This is a genomic window from Oceanobacillus sp. E9, assembly GCF_001741975.1.
GTDB classification, from domain to species: domain Bacteria; phylum Bacillota; class Bacilli; order Bacillales; family Amphibacillaceae; genus Oceanobacillus; species Oceanobacillus kimchii.
This window is the reverse complement of sequence record NZ_LSNA01000005.1, coordinates 324,486-340,792: the sequence shown is the minus strand read 5'-3', so window position 1 is coordinate 340,792 and position 16,307 is coordinate 324,486. Positions and strand designations below refer to the sequence as shown.

Here is a 16,307-nt window from a genome sequence, read left to right as displayed (position 1 = left end):
TATGCCTTTTCAAATTTTATTAAATGTATTAATTGCATTTTTATGGATGTTTTTACAGAATGATTATACCGCAATTACTTTCGTTCTAGGTTATCTTATTGGAATATTATTGTTGTTTTTCATTCGACGATTTCTTAAAACCGAATTTTATTTTAAAAGAGTTTGGGCAGCTATTAAATTAATTTTCTTATTTTTAAAAGAGTTAATTAAAGCAAATATCGATGTCGTACGAGTAGTTCTAAGCCCGAAACTTAACAATAAACCAGGAATCGTTGCTGTTGAAACAAAACTAGATACCGATTTAGAAATTTCCTTGCTTGCAGCTCTAATTACTTTAACACCTGGTACCGTTTCAATGGATTTCTCACCAGATAGTAAAACTATATATGTACACTCCATTGATGTTCAAGATCGAGAAGAAGTGATTCGAGATGTACAGAATACTTTTGAACGAGCGATTATGGAGGTGACAAAGTAATGATGAATACAATACTTATGATTGCGTTAGTAATAATGGCAATAACGCTTGCTTTGTTATTTATACGCGTAATCATTGGTCCTTCCATTCCTGATCGAATTTTAGCTTTAGATGCAATTGGCGTTACACTTGTAGGTTTTATTGGTATCATCATGATACAACAAGACACAATCGTTTATTCAGATGTAGTACTTCTGTTAAGCATTTTAGCTTTTGTTGGTACCTTCGCTCTATCAAAATTCTTAGAAAGGGGTGCTGTCATTGAACGTGGTGATTGATACAATCGTAATATTACTGGTAATTATTGGTTTGTTCTTTACCGTTGTTTCCGCAATTGGTGTATTACGTCTGCCTGATGTGTATTCCCGTGCACATGCAGCAGGAAAAAGTGCGACACTTGGAGTAATGTCAATTATGTTAGCAGTATTTATTCATTTCTTGTCTCATGGTACAATGAATGCAAAAATACTATTAGCAATAATTTTTCTATTTATGACAGCCCCATTAGCAAGTTTAATGATTACACGATCTGCATATCGAACAGGAGTTAAATTATCAGATAATACTACTATTAATGACCTTGCGGATATGTATAAAGAAGAAACAAAAGAATCCAATTGATAAAATTGGGTTCTTTTTTCTCTATTTTCCAGATTAATTAATGTAGGAATTGGAAATATTACTAACAACTCAGATACGATAACTTATAAAATAAGGAGAAATCAACTTGAATACTTATGATCTTATTTCAGCCCTAAAAATAAAACAACAAATTGGTCAATTACCGAACGTTATTTCTTCCATTTCACACAATTCTCGTCAAGTGACCGATAACTCCTTATTTATTTGTATAAGTGGTTTTACTGTAGATGGGCATAAATTTGTAACGGAAGCTATAGAAAATGGTGCAACATGTATTGTGGCAGAAAGAGAAATTGATATCGATACAAATAAAGCTGCGTTAATAATTGTTCCAGATACAAATAAAGCCATAGCAACTCTGGCCGCTACCTTTTACAATCATCCTTCTCATGCCTTAACATTATACGGGGTTACAGGAACAAATGGAAAAACAACGGTGACAACCATTATTAAGCATTTATTAACACAAAATGGACTTTCTGCTGCCCTAATTGGAACGAACGGGTTCCAGATAAATGAAGATATATATTCTAGCAGTAACAATACAACGAGTGACATCTTAACAAATCAACATCTGCTGTCTGAGTCAAAAAATCAAGGTGTAACACATGTGGCAATGGAAGTATCGTCGCATGGATTAGAACAAGGCCGTCTATGGGGAATTGATTTTTCCGTAGCTACCTTTACCAATTTATCTCATGAACATTTGGACTATCATGGAAGTATGGAAGAATATGCTGCTACAAAGGTTCAATTATTTAGCTCTCTGTCTATCCAGCCTAATAAACAAAAATTCGCTATATTAAATCGAGATGATAGTTGGTACGATTTTTTCCAAAAACGAACCCCTGTACAAATTGTTTCGTATGGAATTCATGAAGAAGCGGATTTCCGAGCTACTGGAATAAAATATCATAAAGACGGCACAACATTTGAACTTTTAACACCAGAAGGAAACTATCGAGTACAAACAAAACTTATGGGTGAGTTTAATGTATATAATATTCTAGCAGCGATCGCCACGGTTTATACAAAAGAATCTATTCCCTTAAAAAAATTAGTTAAATCAATCGAATTCACCCCTAGCCCTCCTGGCAGAATGGAGAAATTAGAAAATGATGGAGGTAGGCATATATACATCGACTATGCTCATACTCCAGATGCACTAACAAAAGCAATTAATAGTTTACTACCTTTCAAGCAAAACAAATTAATTGTCGTCGTAGGTACTGGTGGTGACCGAGATAAAAGTATACGTCCGTTACTAGCTATAGCAGCATCAGTAGCAGACTATGTTATTTTAACCATCAATGATCCAAGACATGAAGATCCAAATAAGATATTACAAGACCTTGAAAAAGGAATGTTACATCACCAATATGCTTGTATAGCAGATCGTAAACTAGCTATTCGTGAAGCAATAAATCGATCTTCTCCTGACGATATTATTTTAATTGCTGGGAAAGGAAAAGAACCGTATCAAATAATCAAAAATAAAAAAGTAGCTCATAATGATGCTACAATTGCACTAGAATGTAGCAAAGAATTATTTCCAAATATATAAAATGTATTGATTTTATTTGGACAGACACGATTTCACCTCTACGCTCATAAAGTGTTACATAGGCTAATACCTAGCTGTTTTGACACATAAGCTATAGTTTTAGGAGGTGATCGCGTTTGTCCGGAATATTATCCGTACTTGGCCTTATTATCAAAGAAGCACTTTTCTTCGTATCCTATGTAAAGAATCATTCTTTCCCTCAGCCCCTTCCCCCAGATGAAGAAGCTAAATATCTCCAACTTATGCAAGAAGGAGACGAGATGGCGAGAAATAAACTTATCGAACATAACCTTCGTCTCGTTGCACATATTGTAAAAAAATTCGAAAATACTGGTGAGGATATGGAAGATTTAATATCTATTGGTACAATTGGACTAATTAAAGGCGTAGAAAGCTTTTCTACCGATAAAGGTACCAAATTAGCCACTTATGCTGCTCGGTGTATAGAGAATGAGATTCTAATGCATTTACGGGCATTGAAAAAAGTTAAGAAAGATGTCTCTCTTCACGACCCTATTGGCCAAGACAAAGAAGGAAATGAAATCAGTTTGATTGATATTTTAGAAGCAGAGAATGAAAATGTAATTGAGTATATTCAGTTAAATATGGAGATATCAAAAATGCAGAAGTATTTTTCTGTATTGGATAAACGAGAACGGGAAGTCATTGTTTATCGTTATGGCTTAAATGATCGTGAAGAAATGACTCAACGTGAGATTGCTAAGAAATTAAATATATCAAGAAGTTATGTCTCTAGAATTGAAAAAAGGGCATTAATGAAAGTATTTCATGAATATTATCGAAAAGAAAGGCAGAACTAAAATAAAACAATAGTTGCTTTGAGCTTGCGCCGGACGTGGCTGGTTCAGTTATTTAGTTATTCATTGCACACAAATTTTATAATTTCCTTTGCTATAACGTAAAAAGCAGCCAATTAGTTTGGCTGCTTTTATAATAAATAAAATTATATTTTATTAACCATAGTTATTATTAATTGAGCAGCATTTTTTCCAGCTGTCTCTAAAAATTGATCAAATGACACGGATGATTTTTGTCCGGCAATATCAGATAAAGCACGGGTAATAACAAATGGTGTATTGTATCGATAACATACTTGTGCAATAGATGCTGCTTCCATCTCTAATGCTAACATATTCGGAAAACGTTTTTTAACAATATCCGTTTGATCCTTTCTTTGCATAAATGAATCACCTGTTGCAATGATTCCAGTCCTTGAACTAATTTCTATATCTTTCATAACTTCTGAAGCTAAATCAACTAGTCGCTCATCTGCTTTATAAGTTGCTGGCATACCAGGTACTTGACCATACACATAATCAAATGCTGTTGCGTCTACATCATGATGCAATACTTCTGTAGAAATTACTACATCTCCTACTTGTAGATCACTAGCAAACCCACCAGCAGAACCAGTATTTATAATGATGGTCGGGGAGAATCGCTCATGTAGAATAGTTGTAGCCATTGCAGCATTTACTTTTCCAATACCTGATAATAGTAAAACTACTTTCTTGTCCTGTAGATGACCTTTATAAAAGTAGCAACCTGCTACCTCTAATTCTTCAATATCTTTCATTTGCTGTTTTAAAAGAGCAATCTCTTCGTCCATTGCTCCAATTATTCCAATTGTCATAGTAACCCCCAAAATCTATTTTTTATCATTCTCGATTAGCTCTTCTATTTTGGTAGGTTGCCAACCTTCTCCATCAATCCATTGAAGGTATACACGAAACACTTGCGTTTCATCCATGTCGGAAACGGTAGCAACTACTTTTTGATCACCGCCATTTTCGACGCGCCATTCTACCATGTTTTCCGGATTAATACCCGTTACCATAGAAGTTGCTTCTTTAATTTCAATTCGATCCTGTGAACCATCATCATACGTCGTTGTATGCGGACCTTCTTGCTCTGTACCAATAGGTTCCCAATTACCTGTATATGCTTCTGAAACATTTTCATCCGATGGTTCAACTGATTCTGTTTCTACATTATTGTTTTGTTCATTAGCTTGTTCGTTATTATCATTATTTTCTTCCGTTGAATCATTTTCTTCATCTTGTCCATTTTCTTCGTTGTCTGTGGAATTATTATTTTCTTCCTCTTCTTCACCTGGTTCAGTTATAAGGAAATCAGAGTCTTCATCTGAAGATGAGTTTTCATTCTCATCAGCATTTCGTTCTTCTCCTCCACTACCACCAAACACCCAAATTCCGAGGAGAATTATAACTAAAATACTAGCAGCGATTATACCAATCGTTATGGCTTTTGTACTCTTTCTTCTTTTTTCAAATTTATCCGATCTCGTTTGATTCATATCACGACTCATCAGATTCCCTCCCCACCTTTATAATTGTAGCATACTACCGTATTCTCGCAGTGACAACTATTTTACGTATAAAAATATTATAACGGTAACAATACTTTATAACATTCGTTTCTAACAGGGATTTTAAGGTTATTATTCGTATTTACACCTATTTAGTTACCAAAATGAAATGCCTATAAAGTATTTTACTCTACAGGCATCTACACTTACTCTACATTTGTAATTCGTACATCTATATCTCCACCAGGTGTTGATACGGTTACTTCTTCACCAATTTCTTTTCCTAATAAGCTTGTAGCCATTGGAGAGTCATTGGATATTTTCCCTTCAAATGGATCCGCCTCAGCGCTTCCTACAATTGTATAGGTTTCTTCATCACCATCTGGTAACTCTACAAAAGAAACGGATTTACCAAGGGATACAATATTAGGATTATCATTATCATTTTCTATAATTACAGCATTACGTATCATTTTTTCAACTTGCGTTATACGTTGCTCCACAAATGCCTGCTCATCTTTTGCAGCGTCATACTCCGAATTCTCAGACAGATCACCAAAGTCACGAGCAACTTTTATACGCTCTACAACTTCTTGTCTACGATCTGTCTTTAAATAATGTAATTCTTCCTCTAATTTATCTTTTCCCTCTTGTGTCATGTAATAGCTTTTTTCAACTGTCATCTCTCTACACTCCTTCTTTTCACTTTCCAATTAAATAAGTCTTACAACTTATGTTGGAAACATTTACAATATACTAATGCCTACTATGGCAGATTTATTATTAATTTTCAATATATCTTTCCGTTTATTATAACCCTCTAGATAAAATTTTTTCTATTTTAGAAGCCATGATATCAATTGCGACATGGTTTTGTCCACCTTCAGGTATGATAATATCAGCATAACGCTTCGTTGGTTCAATAAATTGCAGATGTGATGGACGAACATTTTGGATATATTGATCAATTACTGAATCCAATGTTCTACCACGCTCCTTGATATCACGCATTAAACGACGAATAATTCGTAAATCCGCATCGGTATCAACATAAACCTTTATATCCATTAAATCAACTAAACGTGGATCTTCAAGTATTAATATACCTTCTACAATAATAACTTCTTTTGGTTCCACACGAATAACGTCTTTTGACCGTGTATGAATTTTATAATCATAAACAGGTTTTTCAATTGGTTCATTATGCATTAATTGCTGTAAATGTTCTATTAATAAATCATTATCAAACGCCAATGGATGATCATAATTTGTATTTAATCTTTCTTCGAATGGTAAGTGACTTTGATCTTTATAATAATAATCTTGCTCGATTACCAAAATTGATGTTTCAGTAAATCGTTGACAAATTGAGCGGGTTACAGAAGTTTTTCCTGATCCACTTCCTCCTGCTACTCCAATTACTACTGGTTTTTGCTTTGTCATTATCTTGCTCCTCCTAATTTCCTACTTCTTGCTTATAACTAATAGCTACTCCATCACCAATCGGTAAAATTGATGTCTGATAATATGAATGATTCATTAATTTTTCATTAAAGTCTCGTAATTTTTTTACCATACTTCGAAAACGTTTAGGAGTCTCCTCAGGTGTTGCTACATACCCTCTAAATAATACGTTGTCCGTTATGATTAATCCACCATTTTTCACCATTGAATCGGCTAGTTCTAAAAATTTGCTATACTGTCCTTTTGCAGCATCAATAAAGACCGTATCAAAGAGCTCATTATTTCCTTGCAATCGGCTCATTTCTTCCAAAGCGTCTCCATGAATGACCTTTATGCAATCATCTTTGTCCAACTTACTAATATTTTCAATGGCATCAAGGTATCGTTTTTCATCTTTCTCAATCGTTACGATGGTAGCCTGGTGAGTATTTTCTTGCATTCGTAATGCGGAATAACCTATGGCTGTCCCAACCTCTAGAATCCGCTTTGGTTGGTGGATTTGTAATAATACTTGAACAAAATGCATACTTGTTTTGTCCATTATAGGTATATTATTCTCTTCTGCAACAACCTCAAGTTGCTCTGCCCATTCAGGAGAATTAGGAGTTAAACTTGCCAAATAATGTGATATTATATCATCCATTGTTTTCCCTCTCATCTAAATGAAAACGGAATGTGAAGATATTCTCTCCACAACTCCGTTTAATTAATATATTCTTCTCTATTTTCTACATGCTGTTCAAAATCCTCTGCGAAATGGAGATTTCCTTCTGAATCATGAAGGAAATATAAATAGTTAGATTCCTCAGGTTCAACTACTGCTTTTAACGAGTTTTCCGCAAAGTTAGAAATAGGTCCAATAGGAAGTGCCTCAACGAGGTACGTGTTATAAGGTGATTCAACTTCCAAATCTTCAAATGTAACTACTTCCTGATGTTCTCCTAGTGCATAAATAACTGTAGGATCAGTTTGTAATTTCATATCATTCTCAATACGATTGTAGAAAACCCCGGAAATTTGAGGACGTTGTTCTTCTGCCGCTGTTTCTTTTTCAATGATACTCGCAAATGTAATTGCTTCATGTACCGTAAATTCCGTTGATTCTACTTGTTCACGATAACGATTATAAACTGTTTGAGTTTGTTGAAGCATTTTTTCAATAATTGTATCAATACTTGGGTTCTCTTCATAAAAATCATAGGTGGAGGCGAATAAATATCCTTCTAACGGAGTTCGTATATCTTCTTGTAATATCTCTTCCGTTAATAAATCCGGATACTTTTCAATTAATTCTTCTATATATGCATCATCGTTAATTCTTTCAAGAAATTCTTCTTTTGTAAAGTCTAAATTCTCACTATAAATCTCTGCAATTTGATCCACGGTTAAGCCTTCAGGAATTGTTATTCTATGCGTTGCTTCCATAACCACTCTACCTGTTTGCAGTGACTCAATGATTTCATTAAAATTCATGGATGGTGTAAAAGTATATTCGCCTGCTTGGAATTCAGTAATATTATTGAACTTCGTATAAAAACGAAAAACTCTAGCATCTTTTATAATTCCGTTCTCTTCTAATGTATTCGCAATCGTTGATGTTGAAGAACCCATAGGAATTTCTACAGCAATTTTTTCATCACTATCAGGGTTAACAGGTTTTAAAGAACTGCTAATATATAAATATCCTGAAATTCCACCAATAATTAATATGAGTACCATTGCGATAATAATTATGGATACAATTTTTCTAACAGTGGAAGCTTCTTCTGCTCGTTTTTTCATATTATAAAAGAAGCCACCCTGCTTTTCTTTATTCGACACTATGTATCCCCCTTTCATCCGCTATATTATACTAAAAAACGCCAACATATTCCATTATTATATCAAAAGCTTCATGAATCCGTTTTAGAGCCGTACAAATTGGACCACGTCTGAAGGAGATATAGGAAACACGCAGGTTTAGAGGTTAACATATAAAAAGCTGATGCCACCTAAAGGCACCAGCTTGCAATATTTTGTTGTATTAAGCATCTTCTTCTTCTGCTAAGGTGTTTAACATTTCTTCTACCATTTGCCATTCATCATCAGATTCGATTGGGAAAAGCGTAAAGTCTTCATTTTCCTGTTCTTCGAATCGAAATGCATATACCTCAACTTCTTCTTCTTCTGCTTGTTCAGCAGGAACGACTGCAATGTATGATTGTTCCGTTTCATCTACATCAAATGTAAACAGAACTTCAAATAAATGCTCGTCCCCATTTTCATCCGGAATAATAATTCGTTCTTTTTCTTCTAAAGCCATATAAATCCTCCTTTCCAGAGTAACTGGCTATAACACCATTGTAAAATTTAAGGATTCCACTTTATTTTTGGTCCAAGTATCCCTGTAATATCATGACAGCAGCCATTTTATCAATAACTTTTTTACGCTTACTACGACTCATATCTGCTTCTAGTAGAATACGTTCAGCTGCCATTGTTGTTAAACGTTCATCCCATAAATCAACGGGAATTTGAAATACTTTTTCAATATGCTTGGCATAACGTTGAGAAGCTTCTCCACGCTCACCGATTGTGCCATTCATGTTTTTAGGTAATCCAATAATAGCTTTTCCTATTTCATGTTCACTTATTATTTTTTCTAATTCTTTATCGGCAGAGGACAGGTCATTTTCATCCCAGCAAATGGTTTTTATTCCTTGAGCAGTCCAACCTAAAGCATCGCTAACTGCCACACCAATCGTTTTTGAGCCGACATCTAAACCAATTATTTTCATTTAGTCTCCTTGTTCTGTTCTAGATAAAACTTAACAAGTTCTTCGATCACTTCATCACGTTCTACCTTACGAATTAAATTTCTGGCATCATTATACCGCGGGATATACGCAGGGTCACCAGATAATAAATACCCTACAATCTGATTGATCGGGTTGTATCCTTTTTCTTGCAGTGATTCATGCACTGTCATCAAGATTTCCTTAATATCCTGATCAAATGGTTCTTCTGAAAAATTGAATTTCATCGTTTTATCAATTGAACTCATCGTGACACCTCATCCCAATTTGCCTTCTACAAATATTTTAACATGTTTGTGGTTATTATTATACTTTTTTCCTAATGAACATACAACCATCAAGATTATTTGACGGTTTCTGCTATATATTGTTCCACGGATTGGAGAGCTTCTTTAATTTTAGAAGGGTCTTTTCCACCCGCTTGAGCCATATCTGGACGGCCACCACCGCCACCGCCACAAACAGTAGCAGCCTGTTTCACAATATTTCCAGCGTGCATGTTCTTCTCTAACATATCTTTTGTAACTCCAGCAACTAGTTGAACTTTACCATTGTTTTCTGTAGCAAGTAAAATTACTCCTGAAGAAAGCTTCTGTTTCAATTCATCCATCATTGAACGTAATTGATTCATATCTTTAACGTTTACTTCTTGTGCAAGTAAAGGTACCCCTGAAATTTCTTTTACCTCATCAAGAATCGAAGACGCTTCTAAGTTAGATAACTTAGCACTTAACGAATCTACTTGCTTTTGTGATTCTTTTAATTCAACTTGTAATCCCTCAATACGATCAGGCAATTGTTCTTCTGTAGTTTTTAGTTTTTGAGCACTAATATGCAATAAATCTAATTTTGTCTTTAAATAATCATAAGCTTGTTTACTTGTCACAGCTTCAATACGACGTGTTCCCGCTCCGATCCCTGTTTCCTGTACAATTTTAAATAAACCAATTTCCGCAGTATTTATTACATGACATCCACCACATAATTCAATGCTATAGTCACCAATTTGAACAACACGAACAATGTCACCATATTTTTCACCAAATAACGCCATTGCTCCCATTGCTTTTGCTTCATCAATTTTCTTACTTTCAATTGCTACAGGTAATGACTCCCATATTTTTTCATTTACTTTTTGTTCGACTTGTTGTAATTCTTCTGCTGAAACACGATGGAAATGAGAGAAATCAAATCGTAGTCTTTCTGGACGAACTAGTGATCCTGCTTGGTTTACATGACTACCTAATACATCTTTTAAAGCTTGATGTAATAAATGGGTAGCTGTATGATTCTTAATAACATGATTTCGGAAAGTTGTTTCCACAACAGCATGAACAGGTTCGTTAACTTTGAAATTACCTTCTTTAACTTCGACTTGGTGAATATGTTGTCCATTTGGTGACTTCTGAACATCGGAAACATAGGCAGAAGCATTTTCTGTATAAATCCACCCATTATCAGCTACTTGTCCCCCACTTTCTGCATAAAACGGTGTTTCTTTTAAGAAAACGTACAATATATCTCCCTGATTCGCTTCATCAATTTGCTTCTTGTCTTTTATTAAAGCTTCTATAGTAGTTTCCTTCTGTAATTGGTTATAGCCAACAAACGAACTGTCTATTTTTATCTCAGTGAAAATCGTATCTTGCACTTGCATAGAATCCACTTTTTGACGTGCACTCCTTGCGCGCTCTCGTTGTTTACTCATTTCTTTTTCGTAGCCAGCTTGATTCACAGTAAAGCCCTGTTGTTCGACATATTCCTCTGTTAATTCTTTTGGAAAACCATACGTATCATAAAGTCGGAATACTTCTTCTCCTGGGAATACCTCACTACCTTTTTTACGCTCTTCTTCTATAATAGAAGTTAAGATAGTTAAGCCATCATTCAGTGTTTCATGGAATCGTTCCTCTTCCACTTTGATAACGTCAGAAATGTAATCCTTATCTTTTTGGACTTCTGGGTAGAAATCTTTCATTATGTTCCCTACTACTGGTACTAACTGATACATAAATGGTTCATTAATACCTAAGTCCTTCGCAAATCTTACTGCACGGCGAATTAATCGACGCAGAACGTAACCTCTTCCTTCATTGGAAGGCATTGCTCCATCTCCAATAGCGAAACTAACTGTTCGGATATGGTCTGCAATTACTTTAAAGGAGGTATCTTCTGCCTCTAAAACACCATATTTCCGATTCGAAATTCGTTCTGTTTCACGAATAATCGGCATAAATAAATCTGTTTCAAAGTTAGTTGATACCTGTTGGATAATCGATGTAAGACGCTCTAAACCCATTCCTGTATCAATGTTTTTCTTAGGAAGCGGAGTATACGTATCATCTGGATTATGGTTAAATTGAGAAAATACAAGATTCCACACTTCTAAATAGCGATTATTTTCTCCTCCTGGGTAAAGCTCAGGATCGTTTGAATCATTACCATAAGCCTCTCCTCGGTCATAGAAAATTTCTGTATTGGGTCCACTTGGCCCTTCACCAATATCCCAAAAATTTTCTTCGATACGGATAATGCGTTCTTTTGGAATTCCGATATCATTTAACCAAATATCATACGCTTCATCATCTTCAGGATGGACAGTTACAGAAAGTAATGATTCATCAAAGTCAATCCATTTTTCATCCGTTAAGAATTCCCATGCCCATTCCATTGCCTCTTTTTTAAAATAGTCTCCAATGGAAAAATTACCTAGCATTTCAAAAAACGTGTGATGTCTTGCTGTAAAACCAACATTTTCAATATCATTGGTACGAATCGACTTTTGTGCATTTACAATTCTTGGATTTTCTGGAATAACTCTACCATCAAAGTACTTTTTTAATGTAGCTACTCCACTATTTATCCATAATAGTGTCGGGTCTTCATGAGGTACAAGTGATGCACTTGGCTCTACAGAATGACCTTTCTCTTTGAAAAAATCGATAAACATTTGTCTAATTTCTGCTGATGTTAGTGACTTCATTTTATTATCCTCCTTTAAACTTATCAGCCAATAAAAAAATCCCCTCTCTGCTTATGCAGGGACGAGATATCGCGGTACCACCCTAATTATGAATAAAGTTTATTATCCATCACTTGAGTCATGGTAACGGTGTGAAACCGACGGTGATTAGCCGTACTCAGGCATAGCTTTCCATGATAACTGTCTAGTGTTCCTTGCAGCCTTAGGGAACTCCTCTCTTTAAAACAACTATATTCATGTACTTTTACCTTCTACGTGATAAGCCTTATTATGTTAGCGCCATTATATAATAAGTTAATCGCAATAGTCAATCTAGGTATGTCGAAATTCAATAAATTGCTGAACAATAACTTTTGCTATCATTAAAATTGGTACTGCTAAAATCATTCCTAATAGTCCTCCAAGTTGACTACCTAATAATAGTGCAAAAATAATTGCGACTGGATGAATGCGAATTGTCTTACCCATTATATATGGAGATAATAAGTTACTTTCGATAATTTGCAAAATAAATATCGCTAAAATTACAAGTAAAACCTTTCCGCTATCCCCTGCAGTATAGGCAATTGTAATCACCGGAATTGCACCAATTATCGGTCCAAAATAAGGAATGATATTTACAATCGCTAATATACTTGCAAGTAATAATGCATAGGGTATCTTCATTAGCATAAATAACAAAAATGATGCAATTCCAACAAATAAACTAACAATTAATTGACCTCTTATGTATCCTCCTAACCCTTTGTCTAATTCTTTCATTAAAATCTTCGCATCATCTCGATATCGAGAAGGGATAAACTTTCCTAAAAATGAAAGAATTTGTTTGAAGTCTTTTAAAAAATAAAAGACAAGAACAGGGATAACAGTAATAATAATTACTTTATCGATTAAACCATCAAAACCACCAACTAAATTCGCAAGCAATTGGTCTATTCGCGATTCAATCGATGCAATCATATCATCTATTCGGTCATGTACACCTTCTGGCAAGAAAGAAGTATATTCATACACTCGAAGGATGAGTTGTTCATAGAGTGAAAAGAACTCCGGTATATTCTTACTTATCTCGGATATTTGTTGCACAATTACTGGATATCCCAGATAAATCGACAGACCAACACCACCAAAAAAAATAAGATAGATAAGTAAGATAGCTATACCTCGATGAATATGAAGTTGATGTAATTTCTCAATTACTGGATGTAATAAATAGGTAATAAGCATGGCGATAATAAATGGAATTAACAGTTTTCCAACAAACATAAAGAACCCACTATAATAAGGGATAGTAATTACAAATAAATAAAAAGTGATAATGACTAAAATACCTATTACGAGATAGTAGATGACAGTTTTTCGGTCAATTTTTTTCCACATAAATACACTCCTCAGCTATTTTTCATGTAAAGCTGGGAGTATATCACAAGCGTCGTTCTTCTAATGTAAATAGATCGTCTAATGAGCTTAAACTACCATCTGATTCAATTTGATGAACGTTGATTTGATCACCGGAAACAGACAATTCGATACAGCATGACCAACAATAATAGTCCTGGGAACCAATTTTACCAATTTGTTTACCATGACAATTTGGACAACGTAGCATATATATCCCCTCTTTATTAAGAATTATTGCTACTATCCTTGCCCAATAAATTAATAATTATACTCAATTTACATAAAGTCATATGGGGAAACTTCTTCATCGTCTTGTTTGATGTCTTTTTTTATAGATTCATTTTCTATTCGTGAGACTAAAGCATCTTTTAATGAAGTATTACGTTGATTTGTATCTTTGGTATTTACACCTTTAATAAATGCGGATTGTTCCCCACATATTATCAACGATTCTTTACTTCTCGTTATCGCTGTATACAATAAATTTTTTCTCAACATACGATGGTGTGCATATACAACCGGTAAGAGTACAATTGGAAATTCGCTTCCTTGCGATTTATGAATCGAAATACAAAAGGCATGTGTGAAATTATTATAGTCCTTACGAATATAAACAACTTCTTTATCTTCAAAAGCAATGACAATTTGTTCTTCATGTTCGGTGTTTTCTTCTGGTTTAAATATCGCAACAATCTCGCCAATATCACCATTATAAACGCCATCTTCAGGTTGATTGACAAGTTGAATAACTCGATCGCCAATACGGTAAATGACATCTTGATAATGAATCTCTCTACGCTTCTCAGTTGATGGATTTATCAATTTTTGCAGTTCCTGGTTGATGATATTAATACCTGCTTGAGAACGATACATCGGAGCTAAGATTTGAATGTTATTCAAATCTATTCCTTTTGCTTTTGCCTTTTTCATAATGGAAGATATAACTTCTATCATTTGAGGCTCTCTACATGAAATAAAGCTAAAATCTCGATCATTGGATAAAGACGATGTTGTACAATTATCTTGTTTAATATCATGAGCTAACTGAATGATTTTTGAGCCTTCTTTTTGCCGGTATACCTCTTGTAGAGAGACTGTCGGTAACAAGTTACTATGCATAAGGTCCGTTAAAACTTGTCCCGGCCCTACAGAAGGAAGTTGATCTTCATCACCTACTAATAACACCTGCATATCCGCCGGAATAGCTTTGAACAAATGATTTGCTAACCATATATCAACCATAGAAAATTCATCCACTATTAATAACTTTCCATCTATTTGGTCATGCTCATCTTTTTCAAAGCTACCAATCCCATTCCAACCTAATAACCGATGAATGGTTACTGCAGGAATTCCTGTAGATTCTGTCATTCGCTTGGCTGCTCTTCCTGTAGGAGCTGTGAGCACAAAAGGGAAATCTGACTTATTCTTATAATCTTTTAGGTCTAACGATACTTTTTGCAAAGCCGCATACGCTTTTAGGATCCCTTTTATTACGGTGGTTTTTCCCGTGCCAGGACCTCCGGTTAAAATCATTAATTTTGAATGGATTGCATGATTAATAGCATCAAACTGTTCTTTTCCGTAACTTAATACTTCTTCTTCTTCAATAGAACCAATAATTTTTAACATTTCTGCCATAGGGATATTTTCTTCCAGTGGCTTATCTATAATTCGCTTTAGGTTTGCAGCAAAGCCATCTTCTGCATAGTAAAGAGAAGGTAGATATACTTTTTCATCAATGACGATGATTTTCTTTGCCGCATTTAATTGATTAAAAACTTCAGTGACAATCTCTATATCACTTGTAGCAATACGTAATAAATCTACAACTTCTTCCAAACACAATCGTAAAGGTATGTATACATGGCCAGATTGAATAGCTTGCTGTAAAACAAAGATAACCCCTGCTCCAATCCTACTTTCATGAGTTCCAGCTATACCTTGTTGCGTTGCTATTTGATCGGCTGTTCGAAAGCCAAATCCTTCAATATCAAATACAAATTGATATGGGTCTTGCTTTAATAATTCTATGGCTTCATCCTTATACGTTTGATAAATAACTTGAGCCATTTTTAAGCCAATACCATATGTTGCTAAATGAACAGCAACATGTTCAAATCCTTGATTTTCTTTAAGTCTATTCGACAGTCGTTCAGCTGTCTCTTTAGATAAACCTTTAATTCCCATTAAAGCGTCATCATTATCTAAAATCTTTGATATTGCCTGCTCACCGAGTTTATCTACAATTCTCTCTGCAGTTCTTTTTCCAACGCCATAAAAGAGATCGCTTGATAAATAACTTATCAAACCATCTCTTGAACTTGGTATTATTGTTTCATAAGAATGAACCTTTAGTTGTGTCCCATACCTCGGATGTTTTTCTAATTCACCATAAAAACAGTAAGCCGTCTGTTCTTGAAGGGTATCAAAATAACCTTTTACAATAATTTCTTTATCATCATAATCTAGATTCGTATCATCTATCTGGACACGAATAATCGAAAAATGTTCGGCTGCATTTTGAAATATTGTAGTAAGAACGGTACCTTTGGCAAATAAAGGTATATTTTGATCTTCAGACATAATATAATCTGTCATTTTAATAACCCCTTAAAATAAATCCATAT

18 protein-coding genes are annotated in these 16,307 nt (G+C 34.5%); 5 read left to right on the top strand and 13 right to left on the bottom strand.

The features are described 5' to 3' along the window. The first annotated feature begins 1 nt into the window (after nt 1). The 5 genes from AQ616_RS05310 (at nt 2) to sigK (ending at nt 3,505) form a co-directional block, all read left to right on the top strand. A complete protein-coding gene (locus AQ616_RS05310; RefSeq protein ID WP_017797108.1) occupies nt 2-478 on the top strand; it encodes a Na+/H+ antiporter subunit E in 477 nt (158 codons plus the stop codon). After that, nucleotides 478-756 carry a Na(+)/H(+) antiporter subunit F1 gene (locus AQ616_RS05305; protein WP_017797109.1) on the top strand — a complete coding sequence of 93 codons (279 nt, stop codon included), beginning with the start codon at nt 478-480 and terminating at the stop codon, nt 754-756. The genes AQ616_RS05310 and AQ616_RS05305 overlap by 1 nt, the downstream gene beginning before the upstream one ends. Then, complete coding sequence (gene mnhG / locus AQ616_RS05300) at nt 740-1,099, top strand: monovalent cation/H(+) antiporter subunit G (RefSeq protein ID WP_017797110.1); 360 nt, start codon at nt 740-742, stop codon at nt 1,097-1,099. The genes AQ616_RS05305 and mnhG overlap by 17 nt, the downstream gene beginning before the upstream one ends. A gap of 106 nt (nt 1,100-1,205) precedes the next feature. Next, entirely contained in the window at nt 1,206-2,684 is a 1,479-nt protein-coding gene (locus AQ616_RS05295) for a UDP-N-acetylmuramoyl-L-alanyl-D-glutamate--2,6-diaminopimelate ligase (protein ID WP_069685229.1), read from the top strand. Nucleotides 2,685-2,800: 116 nt separating this feature from the next. Next, nucleotides 2,801-3,505 carry an RNA polymerase sporulation sigma factor SigK gene (sigK, locus tag AQ616_RS05290; RefSeq protein WP_017797112.1) on the top strand — a complete coding sequence of 235 codons (705 nt, stop codon included), beginning with the start codon at nt 2,801-2,803 and terminating at the stop codon, nt 3,503-3,505. Nucleotides 3,506-3,648: 143 nt separating this feature from the next. Here the strand turns inward: sigK and mtnN are convergent, their stop codons facing one another. The 13 genes from mtnN to recD2 all read right to left on the bottom strand — a co-directional run bounded on the left by mtnN (nt 3,649) and on the right by recD2 (nt 16,278). Continuing rightward, nucleotides 3,649-4,338: a 5'-methylthioadenosine/S-adenosylhomocysteine nucleosidase gene (gene mtnN, locus AQ616_RS05285; protein WP_017797113.1), complete on the bottom strand. Its 690-nt coding sequence runs from the start codon at nt 4,336-4,338 to the stop codon at nt 3,649-3,651. Nucleotides 4,339-4,353: 15 nt separating this feature from the next. Further along, nucleotides 4,354-5,034 carry a YrrS family protein gene (locus tag AQ616_RS05280; protein ID WP_069685228.1) on the bottom strand — a complete coding sequence of 227 codons (681 nt, stop codon included), beginning with the start codon at nt 5,032-5,034 and terminating at the stop codon, nt 4,354-4,356. 206 nt (nt 5,035-5,240) lie between these two features. Continuing rightward, nucleotides 5,241-5,717 carry a transcription elongation factor GreA gene (gene greA, locus AQ616_RS05275; RefSeq protein ID WP_017797115.1) on the bottom strand — a complete coding sequence of 159 codons (477 nt, stop codon included), beginning with the start codon at nt 5,715-5,717 and terminating at the stop codon, nt 5,241-5,243. Between the two features lie 127 nt (nt 5,718-5,844). Next, a complete protein-coding gene (gene udk, locus AQ616_RS05270; protein ID WP_017797116.1) occupies nt 5,845-6,477 on the bottom strand; it encodes a uridine kinase in 633 nt (210 codons plus the stop codon). A gap of 13 nt (nt 6,478-6,490) precedes the next feature. Next, nucleotides 6,491-7,141: an O-methyltransferase gene (locus AQ616_RS05265; protein WP_069685227.1), complete on the bottom strand. Its 651-nt coding sequence runs from the start codon at nt 7,139-7,141 to the stop codon at nt 6,491-6,493. A 59-nt stretch (nt 7,142-7,200) separates the two neighbouring features. After that, complete coding sequence (mltG, locus tag AQ616_RS05260) at nt 7,201-8,319, bottom strand: endolytic transglycosylase MltG (protein ID WP_017797118.1); 1,119 nt, start codon at nt 8,317-8,319, stop codon at nt 7,201-7,203. A 202-nt stretch (nt 8,320-8,521) separates the two neighbouring features. Beyond that, nucleotides 8,522-8,800, bottom strand: a complete 279-nt coding sequence (locus AQ616_RS05255; RefSeq protein WP_017797119.1) for a DUF1292 domain-containing protein — start codon at nt 8,798-8,800, stop codon at nt 8,522-8,524. Between the two features lie 61 nt (nt 8,801-8,861). Beyond that, nucleotides 8,862-9,275 (bottom strand): Holliday junction resolvase RuvX, encoded by a 414-nt coding sequence (gene ruvX / locus AQ616_RS05250; protein WP_017797120.1) that lies wholly within the window; start codon nt 9,273-9,275, stop codon nt 8,862-8,864. Then, nucleotides 9,272-9,541: an IreB family regulatory phosphoprotein gene (locus tag AQ616_RS05245; protein ID WP_017797121.1), complete on the bottom strand. Its 270-nt coding sequence runs from the start codon at nt 9,539-9,541 to the stop codon at nt 9,272-9,274. Before AQ616_RS05245 ends, ruvX begins: the two co-directional genes overlap by 4 nt. 95 nt (nt 9,542-9,636) lie before the next feature. Then, nucleotides 9,637-12,276: an alanine--tRNA ligase gene (gene alaS, locus AQ616_RS05240; protein ID WP_069685226.1), complete on the bottom strand. Its 2,640-nt coding sequence runs from the start codon at nt 12,274-12,276 to the stop codon at nt 9,637-9,639. Between the two features lie 312 nt (nt 12,277-12,588). Then, a complete protein-coding gene (locus tag AQ616_RS05235; RefSeq protein ID WP_017797123.1) occupies nt 12,589-13,656 on the bottom strand; it encodes an AI-2E family transporter in 1,068 nt (355 codons plus the stop codon). A gap of 43 nt (nt 13,657-13,699) precedes the next feature. Further along, complete coding sequence (locus AQ616_RS05230) at nt 13,700-13,885, bottom strand: hypothetical protein (RefSeq protein ID WP_017797124.1); 186 nt, start codon at nt 13,883-13,885, stop codon at nt 13,700-13,702. Between the two features lie 68 nt (nt 13,886-13,953). Beyond that, entirely contained in the window at nt 13,954-16,278 is a 2,325-nt protein-coding gene (recD2, locus tag AQ616_RS05225; protein ID WP_069685225.1) for an SF1B family DNA helicase RecD2, read from the bottom strand. Nucleotides 16,279-16,307 lie beyond the last annotated feature (29 nt).

Excerpts from the sequence above, each read along its gene's own strand:
- AQ616_RS05255 (WP_017797119.1), bottom strand. The coding sequence starts at position 8,800 with ATGGCTTTAGAAGAAAAAGAACGAATTATTATTCCGGATGAAAATGGG.
- AQ616_RS05280 (WP_069685228.1), bottom strand. The coding sequence starts at position 5,034 with ATGAGTCGTGATATGAATCAAACGAGATCGGATAAATTTGAAAAAAGA.
- AQ616_RS05230 (WP_017797124.1), bottom strand. The coding sequence starts at position 13,885 with ATGCTACGTTGTCCAAATTGTCATGGTAAACAAATTGGTAAAATTGGT.
- mtnN (WP_017797113.1), bottom strand. The coding sequence starts at position 4,338 with ATGACAATTGGAATAATTGGAGCAATGGACGAAGAGATTGCTCTTTTA.
- AQ616_RS05265 (WP_069685227.1), bottom strand. The coding sequence starts at position 7,141 with ATGGATGATATAATATCACATTATTTGGCAAGTTTAACTCCTAATTCT.
- AQ616_RS05245 (WP_017797121.1), bottom strand. The coding sequence starts at position 9,541 with ATGAGTTCAATTGATAAAACGATGAAATTCAATTTTTCAGAAGAACCA.
- udk (WP_017797116.1), bottom strand. The coding sequence starts at position 6,477 with ATGACAAAGCAAAAACCAGTAGTAATTGGAGTAGCAGGAGGAAGTGGA.
- AQ616_RS05310 (WP_017797108.1), top strand. The coding sequence starts at position 2 with ATGCCTTTTCAAATTTTATTAAATGTATTAATTGCATTTTTATGGATG.
- recD2 (WP_069685225.1), bottom strand. The coding sequence starts at position 16,278 with ATGACAGATTATATTATGTCTGAAGATCAAAATATACCTTTATTTGCC.
- ruvX (WP_017797120.1), bottom strand. The coding sequence starts at position 9,275 with ATGAAAATAATTGGTTTAGATGTCGGCTCAAAAACGATTGGTGTGGCA.
- alaS (WP_069685226.1), bottom strand. The coding sequence starts at position 12,276 with ATGAAGTCACTAACATCAGCAGAAATTAGACAAATGTTTATCGATTTT.
- greA (WP_017797115.1), bottom strand. The coding sequence starts at position 5,717 with ATGACAGTTGAAAAAAGCTATTACATGACACAAGAGGGAAAAGATAAA.
- AQ616_RS05305 (WP_017797109.1), top strand. The coding sequence starts at position 478 with ATGATGAATACAATACTTATGATTGCGTTAGTAATAATGGCAATAACG.
- AQ616_RS05235 (WP_017797123.1), bottom strand. The coding sequence starts at position 13,656 with ATGTGGAAAAAAATTGACCGAAAAACTGTCATCTACTATCTCGTAATA.